The sequence below is a fragment of the Thermodesulfobacteriota bacterium genome (assembly GCA_040753795.1).
GTDB lineage: Bacteria > Desulfobacterota > Desulfobacteria > Desulfobacterales > Desulfosudaceae > JBFMDX01.
On the sequence record JBFMDX010000018.1, the window covers coordinates 53064 to 79296 of the forward strand.

Annotated in this window: 23 protein-coding genes and 1 tRNA gene; 18 read left to right on the plus strand and 6 right to left on the minus strand. The window is 57.8% G+C overall.

The genetic code is table 11. The features are described 5' to 3' along the window. Positions 1-39: 39 nt before the first annotated feature. The 10 genes from AB1724_16855 (at position 40) to AB1724_16900 (ending at position 11257) form a co-directional block, all read left to right on the plus strand. Entirely contained in the window at positions 40-1446 is a 1407-nt protein-coding gene (locus AB1724_16855; GenBank protein MEW6079479.1) for an NADH:flavin oxidoreductase, read from the plus strand. Positions 1447-1482: 36 nt separating this feature from the next. After that, positions 1483-2481, plus strand: a complete 999-nt coding sequence (locus AB1724_16860) for an amidohydrolase family protein (GenBank protein MEW6079480.1) — start codon at positions 1483-1485, stop codon at positions 2479-2481. Positions 2482-2493: 12 nt separating this feature from the next. Continuing rightward, positions 2494-3321, plus strand: a complete 828-nt coding sequence (locus AB1724_16865; GenBank protein MEW6079481.1) for a 3-oxoacyl-ACP reductase family protein — start codon at positions 2494-2496, stop codon at positions 3319-3321. A 285-nt stretch (positions 3322-3606) separates the two neighbouring features. Next, positions 3607-4350, plus strand: a complete 744-nt coding sequence (locus tag AB1724_16870) for an N-acyl homoserine lactonase family protein (protein MEW6079482.1) — start codon at positions 3607-3609, stop codon at positions 4348-4350. A 23-nt stretch (positions 4351-4373) separates the two neighbouring features. After that, on the plus strand, positions 4374-5930 hold the full coding sequence (locus tag AB1724_16875) for a 5'-nucleotidase C-terminal domain-containing protein (protein ID MEW6079483.1): 1557 nt from the start codon (positions 4374-4376) through the stop codon (positions 5928-5930). 23 nt (positions 5931-5953) lie between these two features. Next, on the plus strand, positions 5954-6160 hold the full coding sequence (locus tag AB1724_16880) for a DUF350 domain-containing protein (protein MEW6079484.1): 207 nt from the start codon (positions 5954-5956) through the stop codon (positions 6158-6160). Further along, a complete protein-coding gene (locus AB1724_16885; GenBank protein ID MEW6079485.1) occupies positions 6157-6618 on the plus strand; it encodes an NlpC/P60 family protein in 462 nt (153 codons plus the stop codon). The genes AB1724_16880 and AB1724_16885 overlap by 4 nt, the downstream gene beginning before the upstream one ends. Positions 6619-6686: 68 nt before the next feature. Continuing rightward, a complete protein-coding gene (locus AB1724_16890) occupies positions 6687-8345 on the plus strand; it encodes a glycoside hydrolase family 3 N-terminal domain-containing protein (GenBank protein ID MEW6079486.1) in 1659 nt (552 codons plus the stop codon). Positions 8346-8616: 271 nt separating this feature from the next. Beyond that, positions 8617-9960 (plus strand): SGNH/GDSL hydrolase family protein, encoded by a 1344-nt coding sequence (locus AB1724_16895; protein ID MEW6079487.1) that lies wholly within the window; start codon positions 8617-8619, stop codon positions 9958-9960. 175 nt (positions 9961-10135) lie between these two features. Then, entirely contained in the window at positions 10136-11257 is a 1122-nt protein-coding gene (locus tag AB1724_16900) for a glycoside hydrolase family 5 protein (protein MEW6079488.1), read from the plus strand. A 10-nt stretch (positions 11258-11267) separates the two neighbouring features. On the opposite strand, the gene AB1724_16905 is transcribed toward AB1724_16900, so the two are convergent. The 4 genes from AB1724_16905 to ptsP all read right to left on the minus strand — a co-directional run bounded on the left by AB1724_16905 (position 11268) and on the right by ptsP (position 17051). Continuing rightward, on the minus strand, positions 11268-13157 hold the full coding sequence (locus tag AB1724_16905) for an ABC transporter ATP-binding protein/permease (GenBank protein ID MEW6079489.1): 1890 nt from the start codon (positions 13155-13157) through the stop codon (positions 11268-11270). A 200-nt stretch (positions 13158-13357) separates the two neighbouring features. Beyond that, the gene (locus AB1724_16910; protein MEW6079490.1) at positions 13358-14092 is read right to left on the minus strand and encodes a hypothetical protein; all 735 of its coding nucleotides are present in this window, start codon (positions 14090-14092) and stop codon (positions 13358-13360) included. Positions 14093-14133: 41 nt separating this feature from the next. Beyond that, positions 14134-14529: a roadblock/LC7 domain-containing protein gene (locus AB1724_16915; protein MEW6079491.1), complete on the minus strand. Its 396-nt coding sequence runs from the start codon at positions 14527-14529 to the stop codon at positions 14134-14136. A 227-nt stretch (positions 14530-14756) separates the two neighbouring features. Then, positions 14757-17051, minus strand: coding sequence for a phosphoenolpyruvate--protein phosphotransferase (ptsP, locus tag AB1724_16920; GenBank protein ID MEW6079492.1), 2295 nt, complete (start codon positions 17049-17051; stop codon positions 14757-14759). A 142-nt stretch (positions 17052-17193) separates the two neighbouring features. Here ptsP and AB1724_16925 point away from each other — a divergent pair, with 142 nt between their 5' ends. After that, positions 17194-17943, plus strand: a complete 750-nt coding sequence (locus AB1724_16925) for an alpha/beta hydrolase (protein MEW6079493.1) — start codon at positions 17194-17196, stop codon at positions 17941-17943. An 18-nt stretch (positions 17944-17961) separates the two neighbouring features. Beyond that, positions 17962-18210, plus strand: coding sequence for a hypothetical protein (locus AB1724_16930; protein ID MEW6079494.1), 249 nt, complete (start codon positions 17962-17964; stop codon positions 18208-18210). Positions 18211-18278: 68 nt separating this feature from the next. Here the strand turns inward: AB1724_16930 and AB1724_16935 are convergent, their stop codons facing one another. Both AB1724_16935 and AB1724_16940 read right to left on the minus strand, forming a co-directional pair. Next, positions 18279-18521 (minus strand): hypothetical protein, encoded by a 243-nt coding sequence (locus AB1724_16935; GenBank protein MEW6079495.1) that lies wholly within the window; start codon positions 18519-18521, stop codon positions 18279-18281. Between the two features lie 135 nt (positions 18522-18656). After that, positions 18657-18754: transfer RNA gene (locus tag AB1724_16940), tRNA-Sec, on the minus strand. A 79-nt stretch (positions 18755-18833) separates the two neighbouring features. Here AB1724_16940 and AB1724_16945 point away from each other — a divergent pair. The 6 genes from AB1724_16945 (at position 18834) to alaS (ending at position 25999) form a co-directional block, all read left to right on the plus strand. Beyond that, a complete protein-coding gene (locus AB1724_16945) occupies positions 18834-19970 on the plus strand; it encodes a M20/M25/M40 family metallo-hydrolase (GenBank protein MEW6079496.1) in 1137 nt (378 codons plus the stop codon). A gap of 14 nt (positions 19971-19984) precedes the next feature. Beyond that, on the plus strand, positions 19985-21169 hold the full coding sequence (gene larC, locus AB1724_16950; protein MEW6079497.1) for a nickel pincer cofactor biosynthesis protein LarC: 1185 nt from the start codon (positions 19985-19987) through the stop codon (positions 21167-21169). A 31-nt stretch (positions 21170-21200) separates the two neighbouring features. Continuing rightward, positions 21201-21662 carry a phosphatidylglycerophosphatase A gene (locus tag AB1724_16955; protein ID MEW6079498.1) on the plus strand — a complete coding sequence of 154 codons (462 nt, stop codon included), beginning with the start codon at positions 21201-21203 and terminating at the stop codon, positions 21660-21662. Continuing rightward, a complete protein-coding gene (thpR, locus tag AB1724_16960) occupies positions 21659-22228 on the plus strand; it encodes an RNA 2',3'-cyclic phosphodiesterase (protein MEW6079499.1) in 570 nt (189 codons plus the stop codon). The genes AB1724_16955 and thpR overlap by 4 nt, the downstream gene beginning before the upstream one ends. A gap of 74 nt (positions 22229-22302) precedes the next feature. Beyond that, positions 22303-23337, plus strand: coding sequence for a recombinase RecA (gene recA, locus AB1724_16965; GenBank protein MEW6079500.1), 1035 nt, complete (start codon positions 22303-22305; stop codon positions 23335-23337). A 13-nt stretch (positions 23338-23350) separates the two neighbouring features. Next, entirely contained in the window at positions 23351-25999 is a 2649-nt protein-coding gene (gene alaS / locus AB1724_16970) for an alanine--tRNA ligase (GenBank protein ID MEW6079501.1), read from the plus strand. Positions 26000-26233 lie beyond the last annotated feature (234 nt).

A 26233-nucleotide genomic window follows, 5' to 3' on the forward strand; every position in this document is an offset into this window, starting at 1 on the left:
AAAGTTAAAGCGACCGTTTCTTAAAAAAGGAGAATTATTATGAGTTACAAATCATTATTTGAACCCATCCAGATCGGCAACGTAGAAGTAAAAAACAGAATCGCCATGTCCCCGATGAATATGGGCTATACGGGACCGAACGGTTACCACAGCGATCAGGGAACAGCCTGGTATGCGATGCGGGCCAGAGGAGGCTTCGGACTGATCATCACCGAATGCGTGGTGATGAATCCCCATCGCTGGGGGGGGCAGGAGTGCCTGAACCCAAGCCTTATGACCGATGAACGGTACTACCGTTTTCACAGCGAACTGACGGAGATGATCCATCATTTTTCAGGCTGTAAAATATGCATCCAGCTCAGCCCGGGATGGGGAAGACAAGGGCATCCCCATGTGGAATCGAGAGATTGCCCGGCAGGCGCGCCTTCAGCCATCCCCATGAGAACCGATTTAAGAAATATAAACAAAGGATGGGAAAAACAGGTCAAAAGACTCGCGCGGGAGTTCGGTGGCGAAGAGATCGAAAAGATCGTTCCCGACTTTAGCCAGGTAAGTAAAATGAATGACGAAGAATACGAAGGCTTCAGGACCTGGGCGTTGGAAACGATCGGCACTGTGTCTCCTGAACTGTTACACGTGGTCGATGGCGACACGCCACGCGAACTTACACGCGAGGAAATCATTGATCTGGAAGACCGGTTTGCCGTGCAGGCAAGCGCTGCCTACAAACTGGGCTACGATGCGCTTGAAATTCATGCCCCGCACGGATATCTGCTGCATCAGTTTCTGTCTCCCCGTTCCAATCACCGTCATGATGAATATGGCGGAAGCCTCGAAAACAGAAGCCGGTTTCTCACAAACATCATTGTAAAAACGCGCGAGAAAATCGGTCCGGAAAAGGCGTTGGGCGTAAGGCTTTCAGGGGATGAGCTGATGCCGGGCGGCATCACCCATGAAGAGGTGAAGAAAGTGATCGCCCTGTGCAAGGACGCGGGCGTCAATTTTCTGAACGTTTCCCAGGGATCATATGAAAATCCCGCGGCCGCCTTCGCTCCTGACGGCGAGGATGAATTCACGAAATGGGCGCCCGGCTTTAAGGAGGCGTCCGGCGGACTTCCGGTTATCACCCCAAACTTTATCAATCCTGAAACCGCTGAAAAGGCGATTTCATCAGGAAAAACCGATATGATTTCCCTTGGCCGCCAGGCCATCGCGGATCCGTTCTGGCCGGTAAAAGTAAAAGAGGGCCGCACCGGTGATATCGTAAAATGCATAAGGTGTCAGCGGTGTTACATGGATTTAATGACTGCCAACTGGGCCCGATGCTCGGTGAATCCGGCTGTCGGCATGGAGAAATATTACCCCGAGTTGTTTCTTGATACCCCGAAGCTTTTAAAGAAGATGAACCTGTTCAAATCAAAAATAAAAGACCTTCCCCAGATATAACGGCCGCATAAATAAGAAATGAAAAGGAGAACCGATATGACCGAACCCAGGGATGATTATTTCAAGATCGACCCCGAGCCTCATTTGATCGGCGACATGGAGCACATCAACCATTTCCCCGGGGTCCGGATGTGGTGGCGGGCCATTGACAATATTGCCCGGCCAATGGTCACGGGCATGCCGCCGGAAGCCTTTGCCGGTCTGGAAGAATGGGAGATGATGAAAACGGCCGACCCGCAGAAGCTCCTGGCCGCCATGGACAAATACGGCGTGGATATCGCCTGTCTTCTGCCGGAATCCATGATGGACACCACCGGCTATACCAGCCGCTGGGTGTCCAACGGTGAAATGGCCAAAGTAGTGGAATCCAACCCGAACCGTTTCATGTATCAACCCAATATCAGCCCCATCAAACACAAGGGCGTCAATAACACCATCTGGGAGCTGGAATACTGGGTCAAGGAAAAAGGCGCCCGCATCTTCAAGTTCTATCCGCCGGAAGACACCTATATCAATGATCCGGATTTGTGGCCGTTCTACAAGAAAGCCGAAGAACTGGGTATCGTACTGGATATCCACACCGGATTCTGCTGGGTGCCGCCGGGAAAGTCCAAACACTCCCTGCCCATTCAACTGGACGATGTGGCCCGGGATTTCCCCGGCCTTAAAATCGTGGCCTTTCACATGGGCTATCCTTACTGCGATGATTTGAACATGGTGGCCATGGGACACCCCAACGTTTATGTCTGCCTGTCGCTGCTGGTCCCCTGGGCTATTTGCGCCCCCCGGAAGTTTGCGACCATCATCGGTGAAGCCCTTCGCTGGGTGGGACCCGATAAAATCATCTGGGGAACCGATTACGCCGGATTCGCCTTTCAGATGGCCCAGGCCGTACGGGGCATGAGAACCTTTCAGATACCAGAAGACATGCAGAAGGGGTATGGATACCCGGCGATCACCGATGACGACCGCCGGAAGATATTCGGCGGCAACCTGGCCGGGCTTCTTGGTATCGACACCAGGCGGCGGGTTTAGAAGGAAAACATAATGACTTTATCCGGTAAAACAGCACTGGTGACCGGCGCCTCAAGAGGTCTGGGCAGGGCCGTTGCTCTGGCTTTAGGCGCGGCCGGGGCCAATGTCGCGGTCACGGATTTGCTGATGGAATCAGAGCGCCCCGACAAAGAGCAACTGGGCCAATACAGTATTCTGGCCGCCCATTTTGCCGGCAGTGAAAATGTCCGGACGGTTTCAACAGCCGAAGAAATAGCGGCAATGGGTCAAAAAAGCCTGGCCCTGAAAATGGATGTGACCCATCCGGATCAGATTCAAAAAGCCGTCGCGCAAGTTTCCGAACAACTGGGTGAGGTGGATATCCTGGTGAATAACGCCGGTGTCATGGACAATATGGCCACCTTGGAACACCAGAACTTGCAGATGTTTGAACGGGACCTGAAGGTCAATCTGACCGGCGCGTTTAACTGTATTCAGGCAGTCTGGCCATATATGAAAAAAAACGGGTGGGGCCGGATCATCAATATGTCATCTTTTGTCGCCTTGAGCGGCGCCTTTGCCCAGCCGGGTTATGGCGCTTCAAAGGCCGGCCTGATCGGTCTGACCCGATCCCTGGCACTGGAAGGGGCCGGGCATGGAATCACCGTTAACGCGGTTCTCCCCGGTTTTATCGAAACAGAAGCGGTCCAACTGCATGATCCCAAAATGCTTGACCGGATCAGGGCGCGGACGCCCATGAAGCGACTGGGCAGACCAGGAGAGGTTTCTTCCCTGGCTGTTTTTCTGGCGGGTGAAGACGCCGGCTTCATCACCGGCGCCACCATACCGGTCACCGGTGGCGCGGATCTGTTCGTATTCTAACCCGGAGCATTGAGGAATGAAGAATGAACTTTTCCCGTGGTGCTTTTATCCTCCTGGTCATAATGACCCTGTATTTTACCATGAACTCCTGCCCAGAGAACAGTTATTCTTGAGTACACACAGCGGCTCCCCCTAGGAAAAACTTGAAATCCGGCTGCCGGAATGAGATATAATCATTCTGCGGGTACCCATTACGGATTCGTCCGGCGGTAAAACGCACAACCGTCCGGATGTTATGGGAAGATAGATGATACCCGGAAACCGCCATTCCCCTGGAGGCGCATGATGCAATACAGAATTCATCCGATCGTCATGGGGACCAAGGTGTTCGACAAGGGCATGATGACGTATCAGCACGGGTACGGCAAACCGTATACCATTCCTATTTACTGCTGGTACATCGAGGGCGGGGACAGGAAGGTCCTGGTGGATACCGGAGAGATGAAGCCGATCCAGTCGCCGGCCCGGGAACAGGCCATCGGCGGCAGAATTTATACCTTTGAGGAGGGGCTGGCCCGATATAATCTGACGCCGGAAAGCATCGACGTTATCATTCACACCCATCTGCACAATGACCACTGCGAGAACGATTACAAATGCGTGAATGCGACGATATATTGCCACGAAAAGGAACTGGAACAGATCCGCCACCCTCATCCCCTGGATTTTCGCTATATGGAGGACTTTATTGATGAGGTGGCGGAAAACGGCCAGATCCGGACCGTGACCGGGGACGGTGAAATCCTGCCGGGCATTTCCGTCACCCATACCCCGGCCCACACGCCGGGCGGGCTGACGGTCTGGATTGAAACCGCCAAGGGGAGGGCGGCCATTACCGGGTTCTGCGTGATAGAGGAAAACTTTTTTCCGCCGCCGGAAATCACCGGCATGGAAATGGAGGTCATACCGCCGGGTACCCCGGTGAATCCCTGCGAAGCCTATGATATCATGCTGGACGTCAAATCCAGGGCGGACATCCTGATTCCTTTACATGAGCCGAAGTTCGCCGCCGTGGAGACGATTCCGTAAAGCCCCAAGATGAGGAACCCTTGATGAAATTCCGATCTGTCTTCAGAACGCTTAAAATTTTCTTTGTGCTGTTTTTGATTGGCTGGATGACCGGGTGCGCCGGTCATGTTGCCAAGCCGGACCCGGCGGCGCCGATTCCCCTGACGGTTCTTTTTTTTAACGATCTCCACGGCCATTTAAAGCCGTTTGAGGTTAAAGACGAACAGGGGGGTATCATTGAAACCGGCGGCATCGCCCGCATGGCTTATCTGGTTCGGGGAATCCGCGAGGAGAACAACCGGAACCATGTCCGCACCATCGTCCTGGTGGCCGGGGATATCCTGCAGGGCACGCCCATGTCGACTGTGTTCCGCGGCGAGCCGGACATCAAATGTCTCAACGCCATGGGCGTGGATGCCGCCGCGGTGGGAAATCACGAATTTGATTTCGGCCTGGATAATTTCCTGAGCCTGAAGAAGCAGGCGGGCTTTCCGTTCTTGAGCGCCAATATCGTGGAAAAGAACGGGGGGCGGCTGCTGTGTGATCCCTATCTGGCCATTGACTTGAATGAAGCCGTATCCGTCACCATTATCGGGGTCACCACCCGGGAGCTGCTGACCACGACCAAGGATACCAATGTGGCGACCCTGGATGTTCTGGATTCCGTCGGCGCTGTTCGTCAAGCCTATGAAGCGGTCAAATCCAGGGGCCCGGTCATCCTGCTGTCTCACAGCCGTCATCAGACCGACCGCGAAATCGCCGCGGCCATCCCGGGCCTGGCGGCAATTATCGGCGGCCATGACCAGATCCTTCTTTCTCCCTATCGCCTCGTGGGCAACGTGCCTGTTTTGCAGGCCTTTGAAAAGGGGCGCTACCTGGGACGTATCGATCTGGAAATCGACCCGGTAACGAAAATGGCGCGGCTGATCCGGAACAGCTACATCCCCATCGTCGCCGGTATGCCAGGAGACGCCGGGATCGCCGATATCGTGGCTGCTTATGACAGGCGGTTGGGAGACCAGTACAAGGAAGTCATCGGCCGGGCCGATACGTTTCTCGACGGGGAGCGGGAGCGGATCCGCTGTGAAGAAACCGCCCTGGGCAATTTCGTGACGGATGTCATGGCAGCTTACACCGGCGCCGACATCGCCCTGATCAACGCCGGCGCCCTTCGCGCCAGCATTAAACAAGGCCCGGTGACCGTCGAAGACGTCTTCAAGGCCATGCCGTACGCCAACGAACTGCTGGTCACCGGACTGACCGGACGGGAGATCGAAGAAATGCTGAAACGGTCCGTCTCCGGAGCGAGGGAAGAAGAAGACGGCGGGTTTCTCCAGGTTTCCGGGATTTATTTTGATGTGCGCGGACGGCAGGTGGGCAATGTCCGGGTGGGCAGAGACCGGCAACCTATGGATGCCGAGGCCCGTTACACCGTGGCCGTTCCTGATTTTTTGTCGACCGGCGGAGATGGCTACGCCATGCTCAAAGGCAAAAGTTATATCAATACGGGTCTTCCCCTGCGGGAACTGCTGGTCGATACGATCCGTAAACAGGGCGTGATCGCCGCCGGTGAGGAGGGGCGGATCCGGCGGATGGAATAACTTTTAAATTCGGAGGTGTCCATTTGGGTCTTTTAAATTACGCGACTTCCATTTTAATCTCATTGTTCATCGGACTGGCCGGTTTTGTTGTCGCTTATAAAATATTCGACTGGCTGACCCCTGGCGTACATTTTGCCGACCAGTTGAAAGCAGACAATAAATCCGTGGCCATTTTTCTGGCCGGCCTTTTTATCGGCCTGGGGCTTCTTCTGGGGAGCGCCGTGAAATGAAACGCCATCTTTTTATTTTTCTGGTATCCGTATGGATCGGAGCGGCTGCCGTTACCGCGGCCGTCGCCCAGTCGCTCCCGCATAAAGACGAGGCAGGCGACCGGTGGGGCGGCATGCAGAAAACCATCGAGAATTACCTCGGCCGGCCCTATGTCTGGGGCGCTTGCGGCATGAAAAGTTTCGACTGCTCCGGTTTTGTGTGGCGCATCATGACGGAAAACGGAATTTTCATCAAACGGACAACCGCCCGCAAACTGTACATGAGCCTTCCGGCCGTATCGGGAGATAGAAATTATGCCGCCGGGTTCCTGGTGTTTTTCAACAACATGAAGCACGTCGGCATTGTGAAAGACCAATCATCCTTTTATCATGCCCAGGTAAGCAAAGGGACGAACCTGTCTCAATTTGATCCCTTCTGGCGTCCGCAGGTTGACGGATTCAGAAAGATGCCGATGTAAATAAACGCCAGGTGCGGCGCAGGGATATCGGCAGGGAAAATCAATCGATTGACAAGGGATGTCATGATATGGACCTTGAAGCCGCTGACCGGCAATGGGTAGAAAAGACCCTGTCCTCGCTTTCGCCGCGCGAACGGATCGGCCAGTTGCTGGTTCCGCTGCTGCAAGACGGTTTTGTCTCGCCGGCCGACATTGTGCAGATGGCCGGACAATACTGCCTGGGCGGCGTGCACTACTTCGGCGGATCGCTGGAAGAGAGCCGGGCGCTGGCGCGGGAACTACAGGCCGCGGTCAAGGTGCCGATCTTCATTACCGGTGATCTGGACAAGGGCGGCGGCGACCGGATTGAGGGCGGCACGCTGTTCCAGTCCCAGATGGCCCTGGGCGCGGCCGATGATGAAGCGCTGGCCTATGACCTCGGCCGGGCGATTGCCATGGAAAATCTGGTGGCGGGATACAACTGGACCTTCAGCCCCATCGTCGATCTGTGCGGCACCCGCGATTATCTGCGGCACGTGGCCTCCATCGGCGAAGACCCCGAACAGGTGGCGCGGCTGGCCTGCGCGCAGATCCGCGGCATCCAGTCCCTGGGCATGGCGGCCTGCGCCAAGCATTTCCCGGGGGACGGGTTCGATGACCGGGATCAGCACCTGACCACGGCCGTCAATCCGCTGTCAAAGCAGCAGTGGCATGAGTTGAGTGGATATACGTTCAAAAAAGCCATCGAGGCCGGGGTGTGGTCCATCATGAATTCCTGCCTGGCCTGCCCGGCCCTGGACCCAGGGCACGGCGATCCCCGGTTTCCACGGCCGTCGGTAATCAGCCGGCCCCTGATCGAGGACGTCCTGCGCCGGGAACTCGGGTTCGAGGGGGTGATTATCACCGACGCCATCAATATGGGCGGAGTCTCCATGCACGCCCCCTGGATGGAACGCTGCGTTCTGGCGCTGGATGCGGGCAACGACATGCTGCTGTTCGTCCGGAACGTTCCCGGAACGGTCGACTGCCTCGAGCAGTGCCTGGAGGCCGGACGGCTGACCGCCGAACGAATCGACCAATCCGTGCGGCGGGTTCTGACCATGAAAGCGAAAATGGGCCTGCACCGGCCCGGCCTGAAACCTTTTGCTGATCCGGAGGCACCAAAGATCTTTGTTGATTCGCCCTGTCGGCCGACGGCGCGACGCCTGGCGGAAAAATCCATCACGCTGCTTACCGACAGCCGCGGCTGGATACCCCTGTTACTGGAGCCGGGCGCGCGCGTCGCCAGCATTTTTATCTCCAACCGTGATGATTTCGGTATCGACATTTTTGAAAAGACCTTGACTGAAGCCGGGCATCGGGTTACCAGCCTGCGGAATCCATGGCCGGAAGAGATGTATGACCGGGTGGAGGCGGGGGAATTTGATGCGGTGCTGACCGGCTTTTATTATCCCATCCAGTGGGGCTGGGCTACCCCGCGCCTGCACGGCCCGCAGATCCGTTCCCTCATGAGCGGCTTTCACCTGGCCCGGCCGGGCGTCAAATACGCCTTCATCTCCTGGTGCAGCCCTTACCATCTGTATGAACTGGCCTTCATGGATCCGTTCCTGGTCACCTACGGCGAAACTCCTATCGCCCAGGAAACAACGGCCCGGATGCTGCTGGGCCAACTGCCCATCACCGGGCGGGTGCCGGTGTCGCTGGAGGGGTTTTTCAAGAGGGGTGACGGGATCAAGAGAAGCACCTGAATTGCATAACACAACTAAAAATATCTGCGGATCGTTTCTTGTCATTGTTTTTTTCCTGGCGGGTCTGCTGGCGGCCACGGAAATCATATTTTTCATGCAACACAAAAAATATTATTTCAAATCAAGCCGCCTCAATCAGGAAAAAATACTGGAGTCACGGTTAACTCCCCGGGAATTCTCTCCCGGGCGTCAACCGCCGATTCATCACCTTACCCTGGCAAATAACGGTTTTGAAGACATAAGCCCGGCAGGATTTCCTCCAGGCTGGACAATGTCCGACAATACGACGCTGGCGTATAGTGATGGGCACGATAAAAATGCCGTCGGGATTCTGATCCGGGGACAGGTCTTTCAGAAGAAAGCGGTAACCGGAGAAAATAATAGCGGGCCATATATTCTGTCGGCCTGGATTAAAACCAGCCAGGAGCAAAATGCTTATGTCCAGCTGGAATCCAATGACCTGATGAATATTAATTATCACCCCGGAGACGGCCGATGGCAGTTGATCAGCGTCGTTTTCCCGAAAAACGATGCGTCGAAAGACATCAGGGTGGTATTGGGCGCGGACAGAGAAAATGCGGTGTTCGATGACGTCAGGCTGGTTCTCGGGCGGAAGCAGAATCTTCCGGCACTTCCGGAGGGCAATGGAAGCCGCTTCCGGGAACTGATCAGTTCTCAAAAGTCGGGACAATTCAGGATCCTTGCGCTGGGCGGCTCCACGACATACGGCCATGCTGATTTTTACAGGACCTGGCCCTACATACTTGAACAAAAGTTGAACAGTTATTATCCGGGACAATTTGAAATCATCAATCTCGGCATACCCGGCTGTTCGACCGAACAGCTATTGTACTTTTCTTCAAAATCCCCTTCAACCCATGACGGTTTTCTGGACTTGAATCCGGACATGGTCATTATCATGCCGGTCTGGAATGACTTCCTGAACGATTTTTCGAAGCATCACACCAACATGAATACAATTAATCAGCGGTTTCGCGAAAACTGGTTTGTCCGCAAAACCGCTCTCGGATATTATGTTTACCGGTTAATATATGCTCATCTGATTGAAGGTTTATTTGCAAATATTACGGAAGAATTCCCGGAAAACCAGAAGTTTGATGAGAACTCAGATGAATATGCCGGCCGCTGGCTGAACTTTTTCGCTTCGGACTTGAACCGCACTATTCCCGGGTTCGCTTTCGGTATCCGTCTGGAGAAAATAATCGAGTTATACCGTGACAGCGGGGTAAGCGTTATGTTGGCCACTTCTCCCTGTATCTGGCCGGCCGACGTTGATTTTAAAGAGGCCAGACAGGTTATGGAAAAACACCAGGTGGAGGAAGCGAAGACTCCGGAGAACATGATCAAAGCCTGGCTGTTCATGGAAGAATGGGACCGGCAGGTGATCACGAAAGTCGCGGGAAAAACAAATCAGGAATGTGAGGATTTCACGGAATATTTCAGGAACCGATATCCAACGATGCTTTCCCGAGTGGAATTTTTTCAGGACGGAACGCATTTTAATTTAAACGGGAATACCCTGCTGGCGGATTATCTGTTTAACGCCGAATCGTTTCAACGCCTGGTAAAAGGGCGGGAAACGGATCCGCTGTAACAAGGCGGGCCGGCGGAGTGCAACCCGGATATTATGGATTTGATTCTGAGCGCATGTGCGATATTATATGTCAGATCGATAAACTCACTGTCTTTTTTCCCCTCAACGGTCCCATATCCATCGGCGGGACCCGCGGGGAACGGAATCCGTGCCGATGGGACCGGGAGAAAGAACCATGACGGAAAACAATGCGCCCCTGTCATCTGATCACATCCACGGCGTCAATCTCGGCGGCTGGCTGCTGCTGGAGAAATGGATGAAACCGAGCCTGTTCGACGGGCTGGCGGCGACCGATGAAACCACCTGGTGCGCGGAACTGGGCCGGGACGCGCCGGCCAGGCTGCGCGCCCACTGGAACCAGTTCATCACCCGGGAGGATTTTGCCTGGCTGGCCGATGTGGGCATCGACACCCTGCGCATCCCGGTCGGACACTGGATTTTCGGCCCGCCGTACCCGTATCATCGCAGTTACGGCGCCAATCCCCGCCCCTTTGTCGAAGGCGGCCTGGACGTTCTGGATCGCGCTTTTGACTGGGCCGCGGAGCTGGATCTCCGGATTATCATTGACCTTCACGCGGCTGCCGGCTGCCAGAACGGCTTTGATAACGGCGGCATCAAGGATGTCTGCGAATGGCACACGCAAGAGGAATATATCTCCCACTCGGTCGAGGTTCTGGGCCGGCTGGCCGAGCATTATGGTTCCGCTCCCGCCCTTTACGGCATCCAGCTGCTCAACGAACCCCGCTGGGACGTGCCCACCGACATACTGAAAGCTTATTATCTGCGGGCCTACGATGCCATTCGCGTTCACTGCCCGCCGGAGCGGGCGGCAATCGTCTTTCACGACGGATTCCGCACCCACCGTGAGTATTTAGACTTCATGCAGCCGCCGCAGTTCGAGAACGTTATTTTTGACATTCATCGTTACCAGTGTTTCAACCGCGAAGACCTTGATATGGACATTCACGGCCATCTGGACAAGGCGGGCAACCTGTGGCGCCGGGAGATCGGGGAAATAAACAGCGAGCTGAAGCTGCCCACGGTCGTGGGGGAATGGAGCCTGGGGCTGAACCTGGAAGTCGTTTCGCTCTGGGCCGAAGGGCCATACGGACGGGCACTCCGGGACATGAGCCGGTTCGAGCTGGATGTGGCCTATCGCGCGTACGGTGCCGCGCAGCTTCTTGCCTTTGAGCAGTGCCGGGGCTGGTTTTTCTGGAGTTACCGTACCGAAACCACGCCGGAGTGGTGTTTCCGCGAGTGCGTCGAGAGAGGCTGGCTGCCGCCGAGATTTAAGTAGTTTCCATCGGTCAGGCCGCTGACGGATCAGAAGAAACGTCGCCGGATTTAGGTTTAGGACTCTTGGCGGAAGAGGGTTTCCGCTTCTGTTTCCGGCCGTACAGAACCTTGGTCTCACCGTCCCGGGTGACAATGAGCGTGCGGTGATGCAGCGGCCGCAGTCTTGAATAGACACTGAAACTCAACATGGTCATGTTGGGCAGCTCGCGGTTGAGCATTTCGAATATCCGCATCTCTCCCTTGGGGTCGAAGGAACTGGTGGCCTCTTCCATCACCAGCCAGGTCGGCTGGTGGAGCAGAACGCGGGCGAAACCCAGCTGCTGCTGGACGCGCAGCGGCAGCACCTCTTCCCAGTTGTCCTTTTCATCCAGGCGCCGCATAAACCGGATAAGGCCAACGCATTCGAGGGCATGGCGAATGGAAATGGAAGTGAAGGTGTTAGGCGGGCTCGGGTAGCAGAGCGCCTGGCGCAGGGTGCCTTCCGGCAGAAAAGGCCGGTGGGCGATGAACATCATGTTGTCGCCGTCTCCGGGCAGCATTACTTTCCCGCTGCCCCAGGGCCAGAGACCGCCGATGGCTTTGAACAGGCAGGCCGTCACGTCGGGGTCACCGGTGATCAGCACCTTTTCGCCCCGGGGGACATACAGGCTGAAGTGCTCAAGCAGCATCCGCCCCGCGGTTGCCGTCGCGCCTTCCGTGACACGGCTGCGGCGGTCGGCAATGCACAGGTCATCGACCACCAGGCGAGGCCTTTCCTTCCGGTCCAGGGCAATAAGCTGGACGCCGGGTCCGTGGGTGTCGGCGTCCAGCTGCTGGATACCTTCGTAAAGCGACAGGACGCGTTCGGCCGAAGCCCGGCAGTTGGCGATGGCGCCGATGTTGTCCACCGGCCAGGACAGCGATCCGGTCAGTTGTCCGAACGCCTGCGCCGCCTGCATCAGAGCACCGAGGGTCATCACGCCGCTGATATACTGGGGCGCCGCGATCAGGATCGGGAAAACGGGCAGCAGCCCGCCGTATCCCGTCCCGAAAGAGCTCAATCCCATGTACGCCAGTGACTGCCGGTTCCATTGCTGCACGATCTGCTTGAATCGGGTCGACGAGCCGGACCGCTCGACGGTCTCGCCGTGTACCAGCGCGATGGATTCCGCGTTTTCCCGCACCCGCGACAACCCGAAGCGGAAGGTTGCCTCGGCGGTCAGCAGGGCATTAGTGGCCCGCACCAGCGGCCGGCCGGCCAGGGAGCCGAATATGGTGCCAAGGCCCGCGTAGAGAAAAGCCAGGGGCACCATGTAGCCCGGAATCTTCACTTCGGTGCCCGGCACGGCGATGGCTCCCGATATCGACCACAGGATATTGACAAACAACCCCAGGATCAGCAGGGCGAAAACAAAGGAATGACCCAGCCCGATGGCGCTTTCCGTGGCAATGCGGATGTCCTCGGCAATGCGCTGGTCGGGGTTGTCGTGGCTGCCTTCTCCGCTTAAGGACAACCGGAAGTGGCGCCCGTTTTCCAGCCATTTGCTCATCAGTTGTTCGGTCAGCCAGGCGCGCCAGTCGATCTGCAGCCAGCGCTTGGTCATGAGGTGGGCCGCGGTAACGCCCATGGAAACGAGTAGAATCACGGCGAAGATGGCCACCTGAATCAGCACGCGACGGACGTCCTTTTGCTCGAGCGCGTCCCAGAGCGCCCGGTTCCAGTAGTTGCCCCATATGGTAATGCCGACCTGGGACATGGTGAGCAGCAGGAGAAGGAGTGTCATGGCCCGGACTTTCAGGCGCCGTTCACAGTTCCAGTAAGGGCCGGCCAGGCGGAGTACCTGGCGCAGAAAATTTTTTCGGATGCCGGAAGCGGCATCCGGGGCGGCGTTCGGCTTCGGATCGGGTGTCGAATCAGTCATCGGATCAAATATAACCAATAGTAACAAAAGGATGTAACTGGATAAAAAAGCCTTTATTGTGGCCGTTATCTATAACAGGGCCGATTCTGCGTGTCAATGCCTGTTCCTGAAAGAAGGTGAAGACGGCGGGGCGGACAACGGAGGCAGGTGGCGTTTCTATCGGTTAAAACTTTAGCGCGCCTTGACCTCGAACCCAAATTCTAATTTTTAGAGATGCCCTTAAGCATTTCCTTCAGCTCGGCTTTGAGCTTTTTAATTTCTTCCCTGACCAGGACAGCCACCTCATCCAGAATTATCCGCCGGAAGGCTTCGGGGTTGAACTCCGGCGCCGTCTTTTTTTTCGTTTCCGTGGCAGATATTTTCACCTCCGCGGGGGGCTTCTTTATTTCCGGGGGTGTCTTCTTTGCCGCTGCGGGAGGTTTCTTCGCCACCGGTGCCGCTTTTGGGGGAGCCGGTTTTACGGGGGCGGGAGATCCTCCCGCTTCCCGCAAAGCGGCCAGCTTTTTCTTCAGCGCGATAAACTCCTGGATCTGTTTGCGCAGCCGGGCCTTTCGCTCCACTTCCGACATCCCGATCAGAAAGACGATGCGTTCCAGTTCATTGAAGAGTTCCCGCAGCAGGATGACGGATTCGGGATGGGATTTGCCTTTGCGTTTTTTGATGTATTTGCCGACAGCTTCCAGAAGCTGCAGAAACTTGATGATGGTCTTGTCGTCCTGATAGAATTGCTTGAGCCGGTCGAGTTCTTCGTTCAATTGCAGCAGGACTTCATCGGTGATTTCCCAGTCAATGGACCAGATAATGGTTTTGAGGGTGCGCAACGGAAAGGCGATGGAGGCGCCGTTTCTGGTTTTGGGGGGTTCATGCCACTCAAACAGCTCATCCGCGGATGCGCTGTCGCCGCCTGCCGGCTGTCCTTCCTTCCGTTTGGCCACGCCTTTTCCTCCTTGTGACGGCCTTTTTTCCGGTTCGTTGGTCAGGCTGTCAGCGCTTTCTTGATTTTGTTCACCGCCTCGCTCACAATCAGCCGCAGCAAGCCCAGCGTCATGTTGTTTCCGAAGATCGTGATGAGAAGAAATTTGTCGCCGACCAGGCTGAAGTGAATATTTTCCTTTTTCCCCTTATGGAACAGCATGGGAAAATCCGTTTCCCCCACGATGGTCGCCATGGCCTTTACCGCCGCGAAGCTTCCCGCTGCCAGGGCCGCCAGGGCATAGGCATCAAACCCTTTGCTGCCGTTATCCCATCGGGCAATGATATGGCCTGACATATCGATCAGCAGAACAAAATGAATGTCAACATTATTCAGGTCCTTCTGCAGGATGCTGTCAATCCGGTCCAGTTGTTCCTGGTAAAAAGCGGTAACGGCCATAAACGGATCCTAATTATTGTCCATAACCCCACGCCATATTCATGGCGTCAACTATTGCTGCATGTTCAACGATGGGAATATAAAAGACGTGTTTTAATCTGAAATTGTTTAGTAAATTATTTCCGGCCTGTCAATTGTTTTGTGGCCCGGCGGATTTCTGTCCAGATATTTCAGCAGGTTATGTCGACGGACGGTCGCCTGGCATGCTGATGAGACGGCAATGGCGGTTAAACAGAAGACGCCAGTCGGGCCGCGATAAACGACTTGATTTCATCACCGGTTTCCATCTTCAGGCAGGCTTGTAAAGCGGATTCCGCGTCCACCCGTCTGATAGACCGGATAAATGCCTTGGCCGCGGGGATGGCGGACGGCACCATGCTCAGGTGATCCGCGCCCATGCCGACAAACAGGAAAATGCATTCTCGGATCGAGGCAGCTTCGCCGCAGATGCAGGCCTGTTTTCCGTAACGCCGGCAGACCGACAGGATCTGGTCGACGGTCGCGATGACGGCCGGATGAAGGGCGTTGAAGTGGCGGGCCACCTTTTTGTTGTTGCGGTCCACGGCCAGCAGATACTGGACCAGGTCGTTGGTACCGATATTGACAAAGTCCGCGTAATGCAACAGCCGATCAAGGATGGGGACGGCGGCCGGCACTTCGACCATGATGCCGAGTTCGATGCCGCTGTCAAAACCAATGCCGGTGCTATCCAGGCGCTGTTTTTCTTCCGCCACCAGGGCGGCAACCCGGCGGACTTCCTCCACCTCCGTGATCATGGGAAAAAGAATCCGGGTTTTGCCCAGAGCCGAAGCCCGCAGGATGGCCCGGATCTGGGCCCGGAAAACCTCTTCCAGATCAAGACTCAAGCGGATGGCCCTCCACCCCAGAAAAGGGTTGTCCTCCCGGGGATAGTCCAGGTAGGGCAGAAACTTGTCGCCGCCCACGTCAAAGGTCCGGATGGTTAGTGTCCGCCCTTCCGCCTTTTGAAGGGCCCGGGCATAAAGATTGACCTGTTCTTCTTCCGAAGGAAAGGCCTTCCGGAGCAGAAAAGGAAACTCCGTTCGGTACAGGCCAATGTGGTCGGCGCCGTATTCTCTGGCCAGCATCAGGTCCGACAGGAGGCCGATATTGGCGCCGAGCCGGACGGTAAAACCGTCTTCGGTTTCCGCCGGCAAATCACGCAGCCCCTCCAGTTTTTTCAGAACCTGCCTGTTTTCCGCCTGGCGTCTTTCATATTCTTTCCGGATATCAGGGGCAGGGTTTACATAGACCATGCCCGATACGCCGTCCACGATCAGAAAATCATTGTCGCGGACATGGGCAAACACATTCTCCACCCCGATGACGATGGGGATTTCCAGGGATTTGGCCATGATGACCGTGTGGGACGTCCGGCCGCCCTGGGCCAGAACAACGCCTTTTAAATGCGGCTGGCGGATGGCCATCAGATCGACCGGGGAAATATCCGCGGCGATGATGATCGTGTCGCGGGCGAAGGCCTGATCCGACCGGTCGTTGATGCCGACCAGGTTGCCCAGCACCCGGCGCCCGATGTCCATCACGTCTGCATACCGCTCCCGCAGGTAGGGATCGTCCATGGATTTAAACAGGTCCACATACTGTAGAACGGCCAGCTTCAAGGCGTATTCGGCGCTTTCCCCCCGGGTGATGCCGGCCGCTATTTTCTGTCGCAATGATTTATCGGACAGAAACATGAGATGGGCCTCGATAATGGCTTTGTCCTGTTCCGAAAGGCTCTGCGCTCTGGCGGCTACCTGTTCGATCTGCGCGGCGGCGCGGTCAAAGGCCTGTTCCAGGCGCATCATCTCTGCGGCCGTATCCGTTGCGGTCGCCGGGTGGATATGATCGAATTCAATGGTATCCAGCATCAGGTGGGCATGGCCGAAAGTCACCTGATCGGACACCGCCTCCCCCCGCAGATGATTCTCCCCGAGGGCTGTGCGGTGGTCATCCGTTTTTGACCTGGCCGGCGCCGGCGGTTTGGCGTCATCGACTACCCGGCGATCATCCTGGAGAATAATGAAGGCGACGGTGGCGGCGATCTGTCGGGCGATGTTTCCCAGCAGGGGGATATCGGATTCGGCGATTCCCTCCTCGGTCCGCGTCTGTACAACCAGGGCGCCCAGTATCTTCTTGTGATATATCAGCGGTACCCCGAGATAGGTATGGTACTCCTCCTCGCCGCTTCCCTGATAAAATTTGTAGCGGGGGTGGGCGGCCGGGTTTTTGATGAAAACCGGGGCCATGGTCTCTATCACCAGGCCGGTCAGACCCTCATGAACGTCCATTTCGATGGCGTCGACCGATTCCGGGCTCAATCCGACCGTGGCCTTGAGTTTCAGGGCGTTGGCGTACGGATTGTAGGCATAAACCGAGCAGACATCGGTCGAAAATCCCTCGGCGATCATCCGGACGATGCGGCCCATGGATTGATCCGGGCTATCCGAGTCGGTGATGGTCTTCAGAATATTTTCTAAAATATGGTGTCGGGCTGTTTCCATGTTCCGGCCGCTCTGCTATTATCTTGATTCAGGGTACGGAGTTTAACGCAAATGTTATGGTAAACTCAAGGATGATTGCAGCCAGGCCCGCGGGCAGGCGTCGCGGGCAACGTTGTGTTTTTTGGATCAACCGGAGATTGAGATGCGTCCGCGAGCAGCAGCCATATGGTTTTGGGTCACCGCCATCGTTCTCTGGGGCGTGGCCGGATGCTCCCCCATCGAAAGACGCTTTCTGTTTTATCCCACCCACCGGCCGCACGACAACAGCCTGACCCCATGGAGCCGGAACGGTGAAACCATCGGGTATGCCCGGATGGCCGCCTCACCCGTGAATGTGTGGCTCATGCTCCACGGCAACGGCGGTCAGGCCTCGGACCGTATTTACGCCATGCCCTGTTTTTCGGACGACGATTCCGTCTTTGTCCTGGAATACCCCGGCTACGGAAGCCGGGAAGGGGTGCCCTCGAAAGCCGCTTTCAACCGCGCCGCCGAGGAAGCCTATCTTTTTCTCCGGCAAACCTACCCCGGCATTCCTGTCTGCGTGGCCGCCGAATCCATCGGGTCCGGTCCGGCCTCGTATCTGGCGACGCTTGACGACAAACCGGACCGGCTGGTGCTGATCGTTCCCTTTGACCGATTGTCCCTGGTGGCCGCGGAACATTTCCCGGCCATTTTCGTCCGGCTGATATTGAGGAGCGACTGGAATAATGCCGAGGCGCTTTCTCATTACCCGGGACCGGTGGAAATCATCGGGGCTGAAGGGGACACGATCATTCCGGTGAAACATGCCCGGGCGCTGGCGGCATCCGTTCCGGGAGCAAGGCTGATCATTATTGCCGGCGGCCACAACGACTGGGCCGTGGGCGGGCGGGTGAAGATAAGAAACCTTTAAAAACAGGAAAGACCGCATATGTTTGTATGGGAAGAACTGGAACCGATGGTGTCGTATCTCTCCGGCAAGGCGGGCAAGGCCGCGCCCCTTTACCGGGCGAAGGTGCCGGGCGGCTGGGTGATATGTTTGCTGGCCAGCGTGGCCCAGGCCGGGGCTGCCGGCGGGCTGACCTTCCTGCCGGACCCGGATCACAAATGGGACGGATCGACCCTGGACTGGAAATCGTTCACGTCGGCCCCATCCGGCGACAATCCGAAGATCAACTGACGCCGGCCTCTTTAACTTCGCGTCCTGCGCCTTGCGTCTTCGGCCAAATCGACTCGTGAAATATCGGGCTAAGCCGACGGCGGCTTGACGGCCTCCGCCAGCATTTTGGTCAGCCCCTTCAGGGTGCCTTTCCAGGTGGTCTCCTCGTCCACCATGATGGCGACAATAATGTCTTCTTCAGCGCTGACTTCCAGCACGATTTCGTGGCCGTCCACGGAAAAGACCGCTTCGGCCCAGTGCTCCGCCGGCAGGCCGGAGGCTTCACAATCGTAATCCGTGCGGATGTCGGTGGTCATGCGGATATCACTCATCGTTTTTTTCTCCCATGATGGCGGTCGTGCCGCAGCCTTCTTGCTGCCGGTAATTCCGCCATGGTTATCTTCCGTGGTGACAAAACAGAAAATGTTATTGCTGTTTTGGGGGAATGGTTTATTTTAGAAAAAAATTGGCGGAAGTGCATGGGAATCGAACCCACCCGGGACGGTGTTAGCGCCCCACACCGGATTTGAAGTCCGGGAGCATCACCAGAACGCTGCGCACTTCCGCAGTATTATCCGGTAAATTAGTCAGGTATGCGACGCCTGTCAATGGTTTTATCGGTTTTATGAGAAAGGATGGGGACGATGACGGTGAACAGGGAGCGGCTGGCCGATACCTTCCGGTCGCTGGTGACCATCGACAGTGAATCAAGGGACGAACTCGCGGTCAGCGGCTTTATCGCCGGGCTCTTTTCAGGACTGGGGGCGACCATCGTCCGCGACGACTCCCTGGCCGGGACGGGCAGCAACAGCGGCAACATGGTGGCGCGGTTTGAGGGCCGGGCCGGGCTGGACCCTCTGCTGATCGCTGCTCATATGGATACGGTCTCCCCGGGCCGGGGCATCGCCCCGGTTTTCAAAGACGGGGTGTTTTTCAGCAGCGGTGAGACAATTCTGGGATCGGATGATAAGAGCGCCATCGCCGTCATGCACGAGGCCATGTGCGTGCTGAAGGAGTCCGGCGTCGACTGCTGTCCGCTGGAACTGGTCTTTACCGTTTGCGAGGAGATCGGCCTGGTCGGGGCCAAGCATTTTGATTACGGCCTGCTGCGGGCTAACCGCGGATATGTGCTGGACACGTCGGACCCGGCCTCCATCGTCGTGCAGGCGCCGGCAGCCAACCGCCTGGAGTTCGTGATCCATGGCAAGGACGCCCATGCCGGCGCCCGGCCGGAGGACGGCGTCAACGCCATCTCGGTCGCGGCCCGGGCCATCGCCCGGCTCGAACCCGGCCGGGTGGACCCGGAAACCACCTATAATATCGGCACCATCGAGGGCGGCCAGGCAAGCAATATTGTTCCGGCAAAAGTGATTATCCGGGGCGAGGCCCGGAGCCGGAACGACGATAAACTGGAAAAGCTGACCGATCAGATCGTGGCGGCCTTCCGTGAAACCGTGGCCGAGGCTGCCGCCCGCTGCCCTCACGCCGGATATCCCTCTCTGGATGTTTCCGTGGTCAGCGATTTTAAGAGCCTCAACATTCCGCCGGACCACCCGGTGGTGACCACTGCCGTGAAGGCGGCCCGGACCCTGGGGTTTGAGATCCGCCAGGCCGTATCCGGCGGCGGTTCCGACGCCAATATCTTTTTTCAGCATGGTATTACCGCCGGGGTCCTCGGCACCGGCATGAAGGATATTCACTCGGTGCGGGAGAACGTGGCCCTGGATGATATGGTCCGGGCCGCTGAACTGCTGGTGGAAATCATCAAGGCTTCTGCCTAAACACCAGGATGGTAATGATGGACATTTTTATCGATTGCGGTTCCGGCATCAGCGGCGACATGACCCTGGGCGCGCTCATCGATCTGGGCGTACCCGTGGAGTGGGTAAAAGAAAAACTCTCCCGGCTGCCGCTGGCCGGCTTTGACCTCACGGTTGAGACAGTGTCCCGGAACGGCCTGGCCGCCCGCAAGGCGGAGGTGCGGGTTGATGATGGTCATCCCCCGAGAAACTTCGCCGCCATTCAGTCATTAATAATGAACAGCCCCCTGTCGGACCGGGTGCGCCAGCTGTCTCTGGCCATGTTCGAGAAAATCGCCCGGGCCGAGTCCTCGGTGCACGGCTGTCCCCTGGCCAAGGTCCATTTCCATGAGCTCGGCGGCGTGGACGCCATCGTGGACATGGTGGGAACGGCCCTGTGCGCCGAATACCTGGATATCCGGGGAGCGGCCGCGGCCCCGGTTCCCCTGGGATCGGGTCAGGTCCGTTGTCACCACGGCGTCCTGCCCGTGCCGGCCCCGGCCACGCTGGAAATTCTCAAGGGGGTGCCGGTCTACGGGTCGGACCTGACCGGCGAACTGGTCACGCCCACGGGCGCGGCCATCCTCACCACCCTGACAACGCGTTTCGGCCCCATGCCGCTGATGACCGTCAGCGCGGTCGGTTACGGCGCCGGGACCCGCGAGATCCCGGACCGTCCCAACCTGCTCAGGATCATCGGCGGCCGGTTCGGGGAACCGGTCATCGTCGAGGAACCGGAGCCCCTGGCCATGGTGGAAGCCTGCATCGACAACATGAACCCGGAAATTTTCGGCTATGTCATGGAAAAGCTGTTTGCCGACGGCGCCCTGGATGTGTTCTGGGTGCCGGTCTTCATGAAGAAGAACCGGCCGGCGACCATGATCCAGGTGCTGTGCGCCCTTTCCCGCCGGGATATCATCGTCGGTCGGATTCTGTCGGAAACCACCACCACCGGTGCCCGGCATTACCCGGTCAACCGCAGTATCCTGCCGCGCCGCATCGTGAAGGTGGATACCGTCTTCGGGCCGGTGGCCGCCAAGCAGATCACCCGTCCGGACGGAGCCGTGCGCGTGGCCCCGGAATACGAAGCCTGCCGTATGATCGCGGTGGAACGTAACATACCGATTCTTGAGGTTTATCAGGCAGTGGAACGGGCCGCGGACAAGGTTCTTCCGTCTTGACATCGCTTATTTCGCATTATAGAAGCAGGGCATGAAACGATCTTACAGCCTCATTCTCATGGCCGCCACCGGCGGTTATGTCGGTTATCTGCCGGTGGTCCCGGGAACCTTCGGGACCCTGGCCGGACTGCTGCCTGTTTATCTGATCTCCCTTCTGGGAAACGGGCCGGCTTTGATCGTCCTGGCGCTGACGATCGGTCTGGCGGTCTGGACGGCGGGACGGGCCGAAAAGCAAATCGGCGCAACCGATCCGGGCTGCATCGTCATTGATGAAATCGCCGGCATCATGGTGACGCTGTGGAGCCTGCCGTTTGAATGGCTGCCGGTGACGGCCGGTTTTTTCATTTTCCGCTGCCTGGACATGCTCAAGCCTTTTCCCATCCGGCAGATCGAGAAGAAGCTGCCCGGCGGGTTCGGCATTGTCGCCGATGATGTCGTGGCCGGCCTGATCGCCCATGTGCTTCTTCGGATCGTGCTGGCGGTGGCGCAATGATCCGGACCTTTCTGGCTTTTGACCTGCCGGAGGAGGCGAGGGCCGTTCTGCGGCAGGCCCAGCGCTGCCTGATTGACCAGGGCATCCGCATCAGCTGGGTCCGGCCGGAAAACATTCACCTGACCGTCAAGTTCCTGGGGGAAATATCAGAGCAGGCGGTAGAGCGGGTCTGCCTTTCCGCGGCCGCCTCAACGGAGAAAACCCGGCCCATGGACCTGGCCGTCAAGGGGTTGGGCGTTTTCCCGGACGCCCGCCGGCCGCGGGTGGTCTGGGCCGGCCTGACCGGCGCGACACAGTCTCTTATTGACTTTCAGGCCGAGCTGGAGGAAAATCTCGCCGTTTCCGGTTTCGCTAAAGAGCCGCGCCCCTTCAAGGCTCATCTGACCCTGGGACGGGTGAAACACGCCATTGTACCCGAAAAACTGGTGTCCGCCCTGGACGCCTGCGCGCGGTTTTCGCCCCGGTCGTTTCCGGCCGATCGGCTGATTCTGTTCCGCAGCGATCTGAAACCGAACGGAGCGGTCTACACGGTGTTAAAAACGTTTCCCCTGTCTGGAGGGGAGTAACACAATATTAAGGAAGGCAGGTTGGCGCTATCATGAAATCAACCGATAACAAAAAAGCAAACAGGGAGGATGCGATGGGGATCTCATCAGAAAAGGCAAAGGCAGTGGAAGCCGCCATGACACAGATTGAACGCCAGTACGGCAAGGGGGCGATCATGAAACTCGGGGACGGATCGGTGGTCAAGGTCCCGTCCATTTCCACCGGGTCACTGGCCCTGGACAAGGCCCTGGGCATCGGCGGGATACCCCGGGGCCGGGTCACTGAAATTTTCGGTCAGGAATCGTCCGGTAAAACGACCCTGGCCCTGCATGTCGTGGCCGAGTCCCAGCGTCAGGGCGGTATCGCCGCTTTTATCGACGCCGAGCATGCCCTGGATATCGCTTACGCCAAAAAGCTGGGCGTCAACAGCGACGAGCTCCTGGTCTCCCAGCCGGATACCGGCGAGCAGGCCCTGGAAATCGCGGACATGCTGGTCAGAAGCGGGGCGGTGGATATCGTTGTCATTGACTCCGTGGCCGCCCTGGTGCCCAAGGCGGAAATCGAGGGTGAGATGGGCGACTCTCACATGGGGCTCCAGGCGAGGCTCATGTCCCAGGCCCTTCGAAAGCTTACAGGAATTATAGGAAAAACAAATACATGCATTATATTTATTAACCAGATACGTGAGAAAATCGGGGTTTTTTTTGGCAACCCGGAAACCACCACCGGCGGCAATGCCCTGAAGTTTTACGCCTCGGTCCGACTGGATATCCGGCGCAGCGCCGTCATCAAGGAAGGCCAGGACCCGGTCGGCAACAGGGTCAAGGTCAAGGTGGTCAAGAACAAGCTGGCGCCACCCTTCAAGAACGTGGAGTTCGACATCATGTACGGGGAGGGAATCTCCCAGACCGGCGAACTGATCGATATCGGCGTCGAGGAGAACATCGTGGAGAAGAGCGGCTCCTGGTTCTCTTTTAACAATGAGCGCATCGGCCAGGGACGGGAAAACGCCAAGCAGTACCTGATGGAAAACCCGGCGGTTCTGAAGGAACTGCAGGCCCGGGTCAAGGAAAAGCTGGGCCTGGCCACCGCCGCCGCCGAGGCCGAACCCCCGAAAAACGGGAAATAGAAATGGAGAGGGTATGACAGGTAACGAAGCCCGCAGCAGATTTCTGGATTATTTTGAATCGCGTCATCACCGCATTGTCCGCAGTTCCTCCCTGGTGCCCCAGTCGGATCCGACCCTGCTGTTTGTCAACGCCGGCATGGTCCAGTTCAAGCGGGTTTTCATCGGCGAGGAGAAGCGGGATTACCATACGGCGGCCACTTCCCAGAAGTGCGTCCGGGCCGGCGGCAAGCACAACGACCTGGACAATGTCGGCTACACCGCCCGTCATCACACCTTTTTTGAAATGCTGGGCAATTTTTCCTTTGGCGACTACTTTAAGGAAAAGGCCATCGAGCTGGCCTGGGACCTGCTGCTCAACGGCTACGGCCTGCCCCAGGACAAGCTGTGGGTGTCCGTTTTCCGCGAGGATGACGAGGCCTACAACATCTGGAAGAACGCCATCGGCATTCCCGAAAGCCGCATCGTCCGCCTGGGGGAAAAGGACAACTTCTGGGCCATGGGCGACACCGGCCCCTGCGGGCCGTGCAGCGAGATCCTCATCGACCGGGGTCCCGAGCACGGCTGCGGCCGGCCCGACTGCGCCGTGGGCTGCGAGTGCGACCGGTACCTGGAAATATGGAACATGGTCTTCATGCAGTACAACCGCGACGACTCCGGTCACCTGACGCCCCTGCCCAAGCCCAGCATCGACACCGGCATGGGACTGGAGCGGATCTCCTCGGTGGTGCAGAACACCATCACCAACTATGAAACCGACCTGATCTTTCCCATCATCCAGACCATCGAAAATCTGGCCGGCCGTTCTTACGGCAAGGACCTTGACGCCGACGTCTGCATGCGGGTCATCGCCGACCACAGCCGGGCCGCGGCCTTTCTCATCGGCGACGGCATCCTGCCCTCCAACGAAGGCCGGGGCTACGTGCTGCGCCGGATCATGCGCCGGGCCATCCGCTACGGCCGCAACCTCGGCCTGGACAAGCCCTTCCTGCATAAAACCGCCCTGACCGTGCTCGACATTATGGCCGGGGCCTATCCCGAACTCAAGGACGCCGGATCGTTCATCACCAATGTCATCGAGAACGAGGAGATGCGGTTTTCCGAGACCCTGGACAACGGCCTGCGGGTATTGAACGACACCCTGGCCGATATCCGGGCCCGGAAGGAAAGCGTCATTCCCGGGGACGTTATTTTCAAGCTCTACGATACCTACGGGTTTCCGGTGGACATCGTCAAGGACATGGTCCGGGGCGAGCAGATCGAACTGGACACGACCGGGTTTGAACTGCTCATGGCCGGCCAGCGGGAGAAGTCCCGGTCCGTGGCCGAGTTTTCCAGGACCTGCCCGGCCTACGGCCGCCTGGCCGCCGAAGGCGTCAAGACCGCTTTTGTCGGTTACGGCAGCCTGGAGAAGGACGCCACCGTCCTGGTCCTGGTCAGGGACGGGGCCGAGGTGAAGACCGCCGAACCCGGTGAAACCATCGAGCTGGTGGCCGACCAGACGCCGTTTTACGCCGAGTCCGGCGGCCAGGCCGGGGACACCGGCACCATTACCGGCCGCCACTTTAAAATGAAGGTGACCGACACGGTCAAGGAGCCGTCCGGCCTGGTCATTCACCGGGGCCAGGTCGAATCCGGCACCGTCAGCCCGGGGGACCTGGTCACCCTGGCCGTGGACGGGGACCGGCGGCGGATGACCGCCTGCAACCATTCGGCCACCCACCTCCTGCACACGGCCCTGCGCCGGGTAGTGGGGGACCATGTCAAGCAGGCCGGGTCCCTGGTCTCTGCCGAACGGCTGCGGTTTGATTTTACCCATTTTGCCATGGTCGAACCGGAGGCCCTGGAAAAGATCGAGGCCTTCGTGAACGCCAGAATCGGCGAAAATTACGAAGTGTCCATCACCGAGATGGGCATTGACCAGGCCATGGAGAGCGGGGCCACGGCCCTGTTCGAGGAAAAATACGGCGACACCGTGCGCGTCATCGCCATGGGCGATGTCAGCCGGGAACTGTGCGGCGGCACCCACACCCGCCGCACCGGCGACATCGGTCTGTTTAAAATCGTTTCCGAAGGCAGCGTCGCCTCGGGCGTGCGGCGGATCGAGGCCCTGACCGGCGCCGCCGCCCTGGCCCATGTCCAGGAAAACATGCGGGTGCTGAGTGCCATCAGCGGACTGCTTAAGGAGCAGCCGCTGAATCTGCCGCCGCGCGTCCAGAAGATGTTAAAGGATATGAAGGCCCTGGAAAAAGAGAAAGAAGGACTCAAGAACAAGCTGGCCGCGGCTTCGGTTTCCGGCGGCGGGGGCGGCGACGGCGGTGCCGAACACGCCCTGATCAACGGCGTCAAGGTCATTGCCAGGGTCATTGCCGTGGACAACCCGGCGGCCCTGCGCACCCTGGCCGACCAGCTCAAGGACAAGCTCCAGTCCGGGATCGTGGTGCTCGGAGCGGCCGATACGAGCAAGGCCTTTCTGATCGTATCCGTGACCAAGGACCTGACCGGCCGCTTCAAGGCCGGGGCGATCATCAAGGAGGCGGCGGCGGTGGTCGGCGGCAGCGGCGGCGGCCGGCCGGACATGGCCCAGGCCGGGGGGTCCCAGCCGGAAAAGATCGCCGAAGCCGTTGCCAAAGCCGTTGAGATCATCCGGAGTACAGTGGCCTGATCACAGGAAGCATTGGAATCAACCGGGCGGGCGGTAATCAACCCCGTAATTCCAAAAGACAGCCTTTCTCGTCATTCCGGACCCCGATCCGGAATCCAGCGGGCCGACCGTGTCAGCGGAGAAGAATGCTTTTACACTGGATTACCCGGTTCCCAAAAAATATTGACACCAAATGCCGAGGTATGGTCTTGTAAATTAAAATAAAATTTACCGCATCCAATCGGATAATAAATC

Coding starts and splice junctions, on each gene's coding strand:
- AB1724_16875 (MEW6079483.1), top strand. CDS start 4,374: ATGAAATTCCGATCTGTCTTCAGAACGCTTAAAATTTTCTTTGTGCTG.
- AB1724_16925 (MEW6079493.1), top strand. CDS start 17,194: ATGCGTCCGCGAGCAGCAGCCATATGGTTTTGGGTCACCGCCATCGTT.
- ptsP (MEW6079492.1), bottom strand. CDS start 17,051: ATGGAAACAGCCCGACACCATATTTTAGAAAATATTCTGAAGACCATC.
- AB1724_16885 (MEW6079485.1), top strand. CDS start 6,157: ATGAAACGCCATCTTTTTATTTTTCTGGTATCCGTATGGATCGGAGCG.
- AB1724_16860 (MEW6079480.1), top strand. CDS start 1,483: ATGACCGAACCCAGGGATGATTATTTCAAGATCGACCCCGAGCCTCAT.
- thpR (MEW6079499.1), top strand. CDS start 21,659: ATGATCCGGACCTTTCTGGCTTTTGACCTGCCGGAGGAGGCGAGGGCC.
- AB1724_16865 (MEW6079481.1), top strand. CDS start 2,494: ATGACTTTATCCGGTAAAACAGCACTGGTGACCGGCGCCTCAAGAGGT.
- AB1724_16955 (MEW6079498.1), top strand. CDS start 21,201: ATGAAACGATCTTACAGCCTCATTCTCATGGCCGCCACCGGCGGTTAT.
- AB1724_16895 (MEW6079487.1), top strand. CDS start 8,617: ATGTCCGACAATACGACGCTGGCGTATAGTGATGGGCACGATAAAAAT.
- AB1724_16930 (MEW6079494.1), top strand. CDS start 17,962: ATGTTTGTATGGGAAGAACTGGAACCGATGGTGTCGTATCTCTCCGGC.
- AB1724_16855 (MEW6079479.1), top strand. CDS start 40: ATGAGTTACAAATCATTATTTGAACCCATCCAGATCGGCAACGTAGAA.
- AB1724_16915 (MEW6079491.1), bottom strand. CDS start 14,529: ATGGCCGTTACCGCTTTTTACCAGGAACAACTGGACCGGATTGACAGC.
- larC (MEW6079497.1), top strand. CDS start 19,985: ATGATGGACATTTTTATCGATTGCGGTTCCGGCATCAGCGGCGACATG.
- AB1724_16890 (MEW6079486.1), top strand. CDS start 6,687: ATGGACCTTGAAGCCGCTGACCGGCAATGGGTAGAAAAGACCCTGTCC.
- alaS (MEW6079501.1), top strand. CDS start 23,351: ATGACAGGTAACGAAGCCCGCAGCAGATTTCTGGATTATTTTGAATCG.
- recA (MEW6079500.1), top strand. CDS start 22,303: ATGGGGATCTCATCAGAAAAGGCAAAGGCAGTGGAAGCCGCCATGACA.
- AB1724_16935 (MEW6079495.1), bottom strand. CDS start 18,521: ATGAGTGATATCCGCATGACCACCGACATCCGCACGGATTACGATTGT.
- AB1724_16870 (MEW6079482.1), top strand. CDS start 3,607: ATGCAATACAGAATTCATCCGATCGTCATGGGGACCAAGGTGTTCGAC.
- AB1724_16905 (MEW6079489.1), bottom strand. CDS start 13,157: ATGACTGATTCGACACCCGATCCGAAGCCGAACGCCGCCCCGGATGCC.
- AB1724_16945 (MEW6079496.1), top strand. CDS start 18,834: ATGACGGTGAACAGGGAGCGGCTGGCCGATACCTTCCGGTCGCTGGTG.
- AB1724_16900 (MEW6079488.1), top strand. CDS start 10,136: ATGACGGAAAACAATGCGCCCCTGTCATCTGATCACATCCACGGCGTC.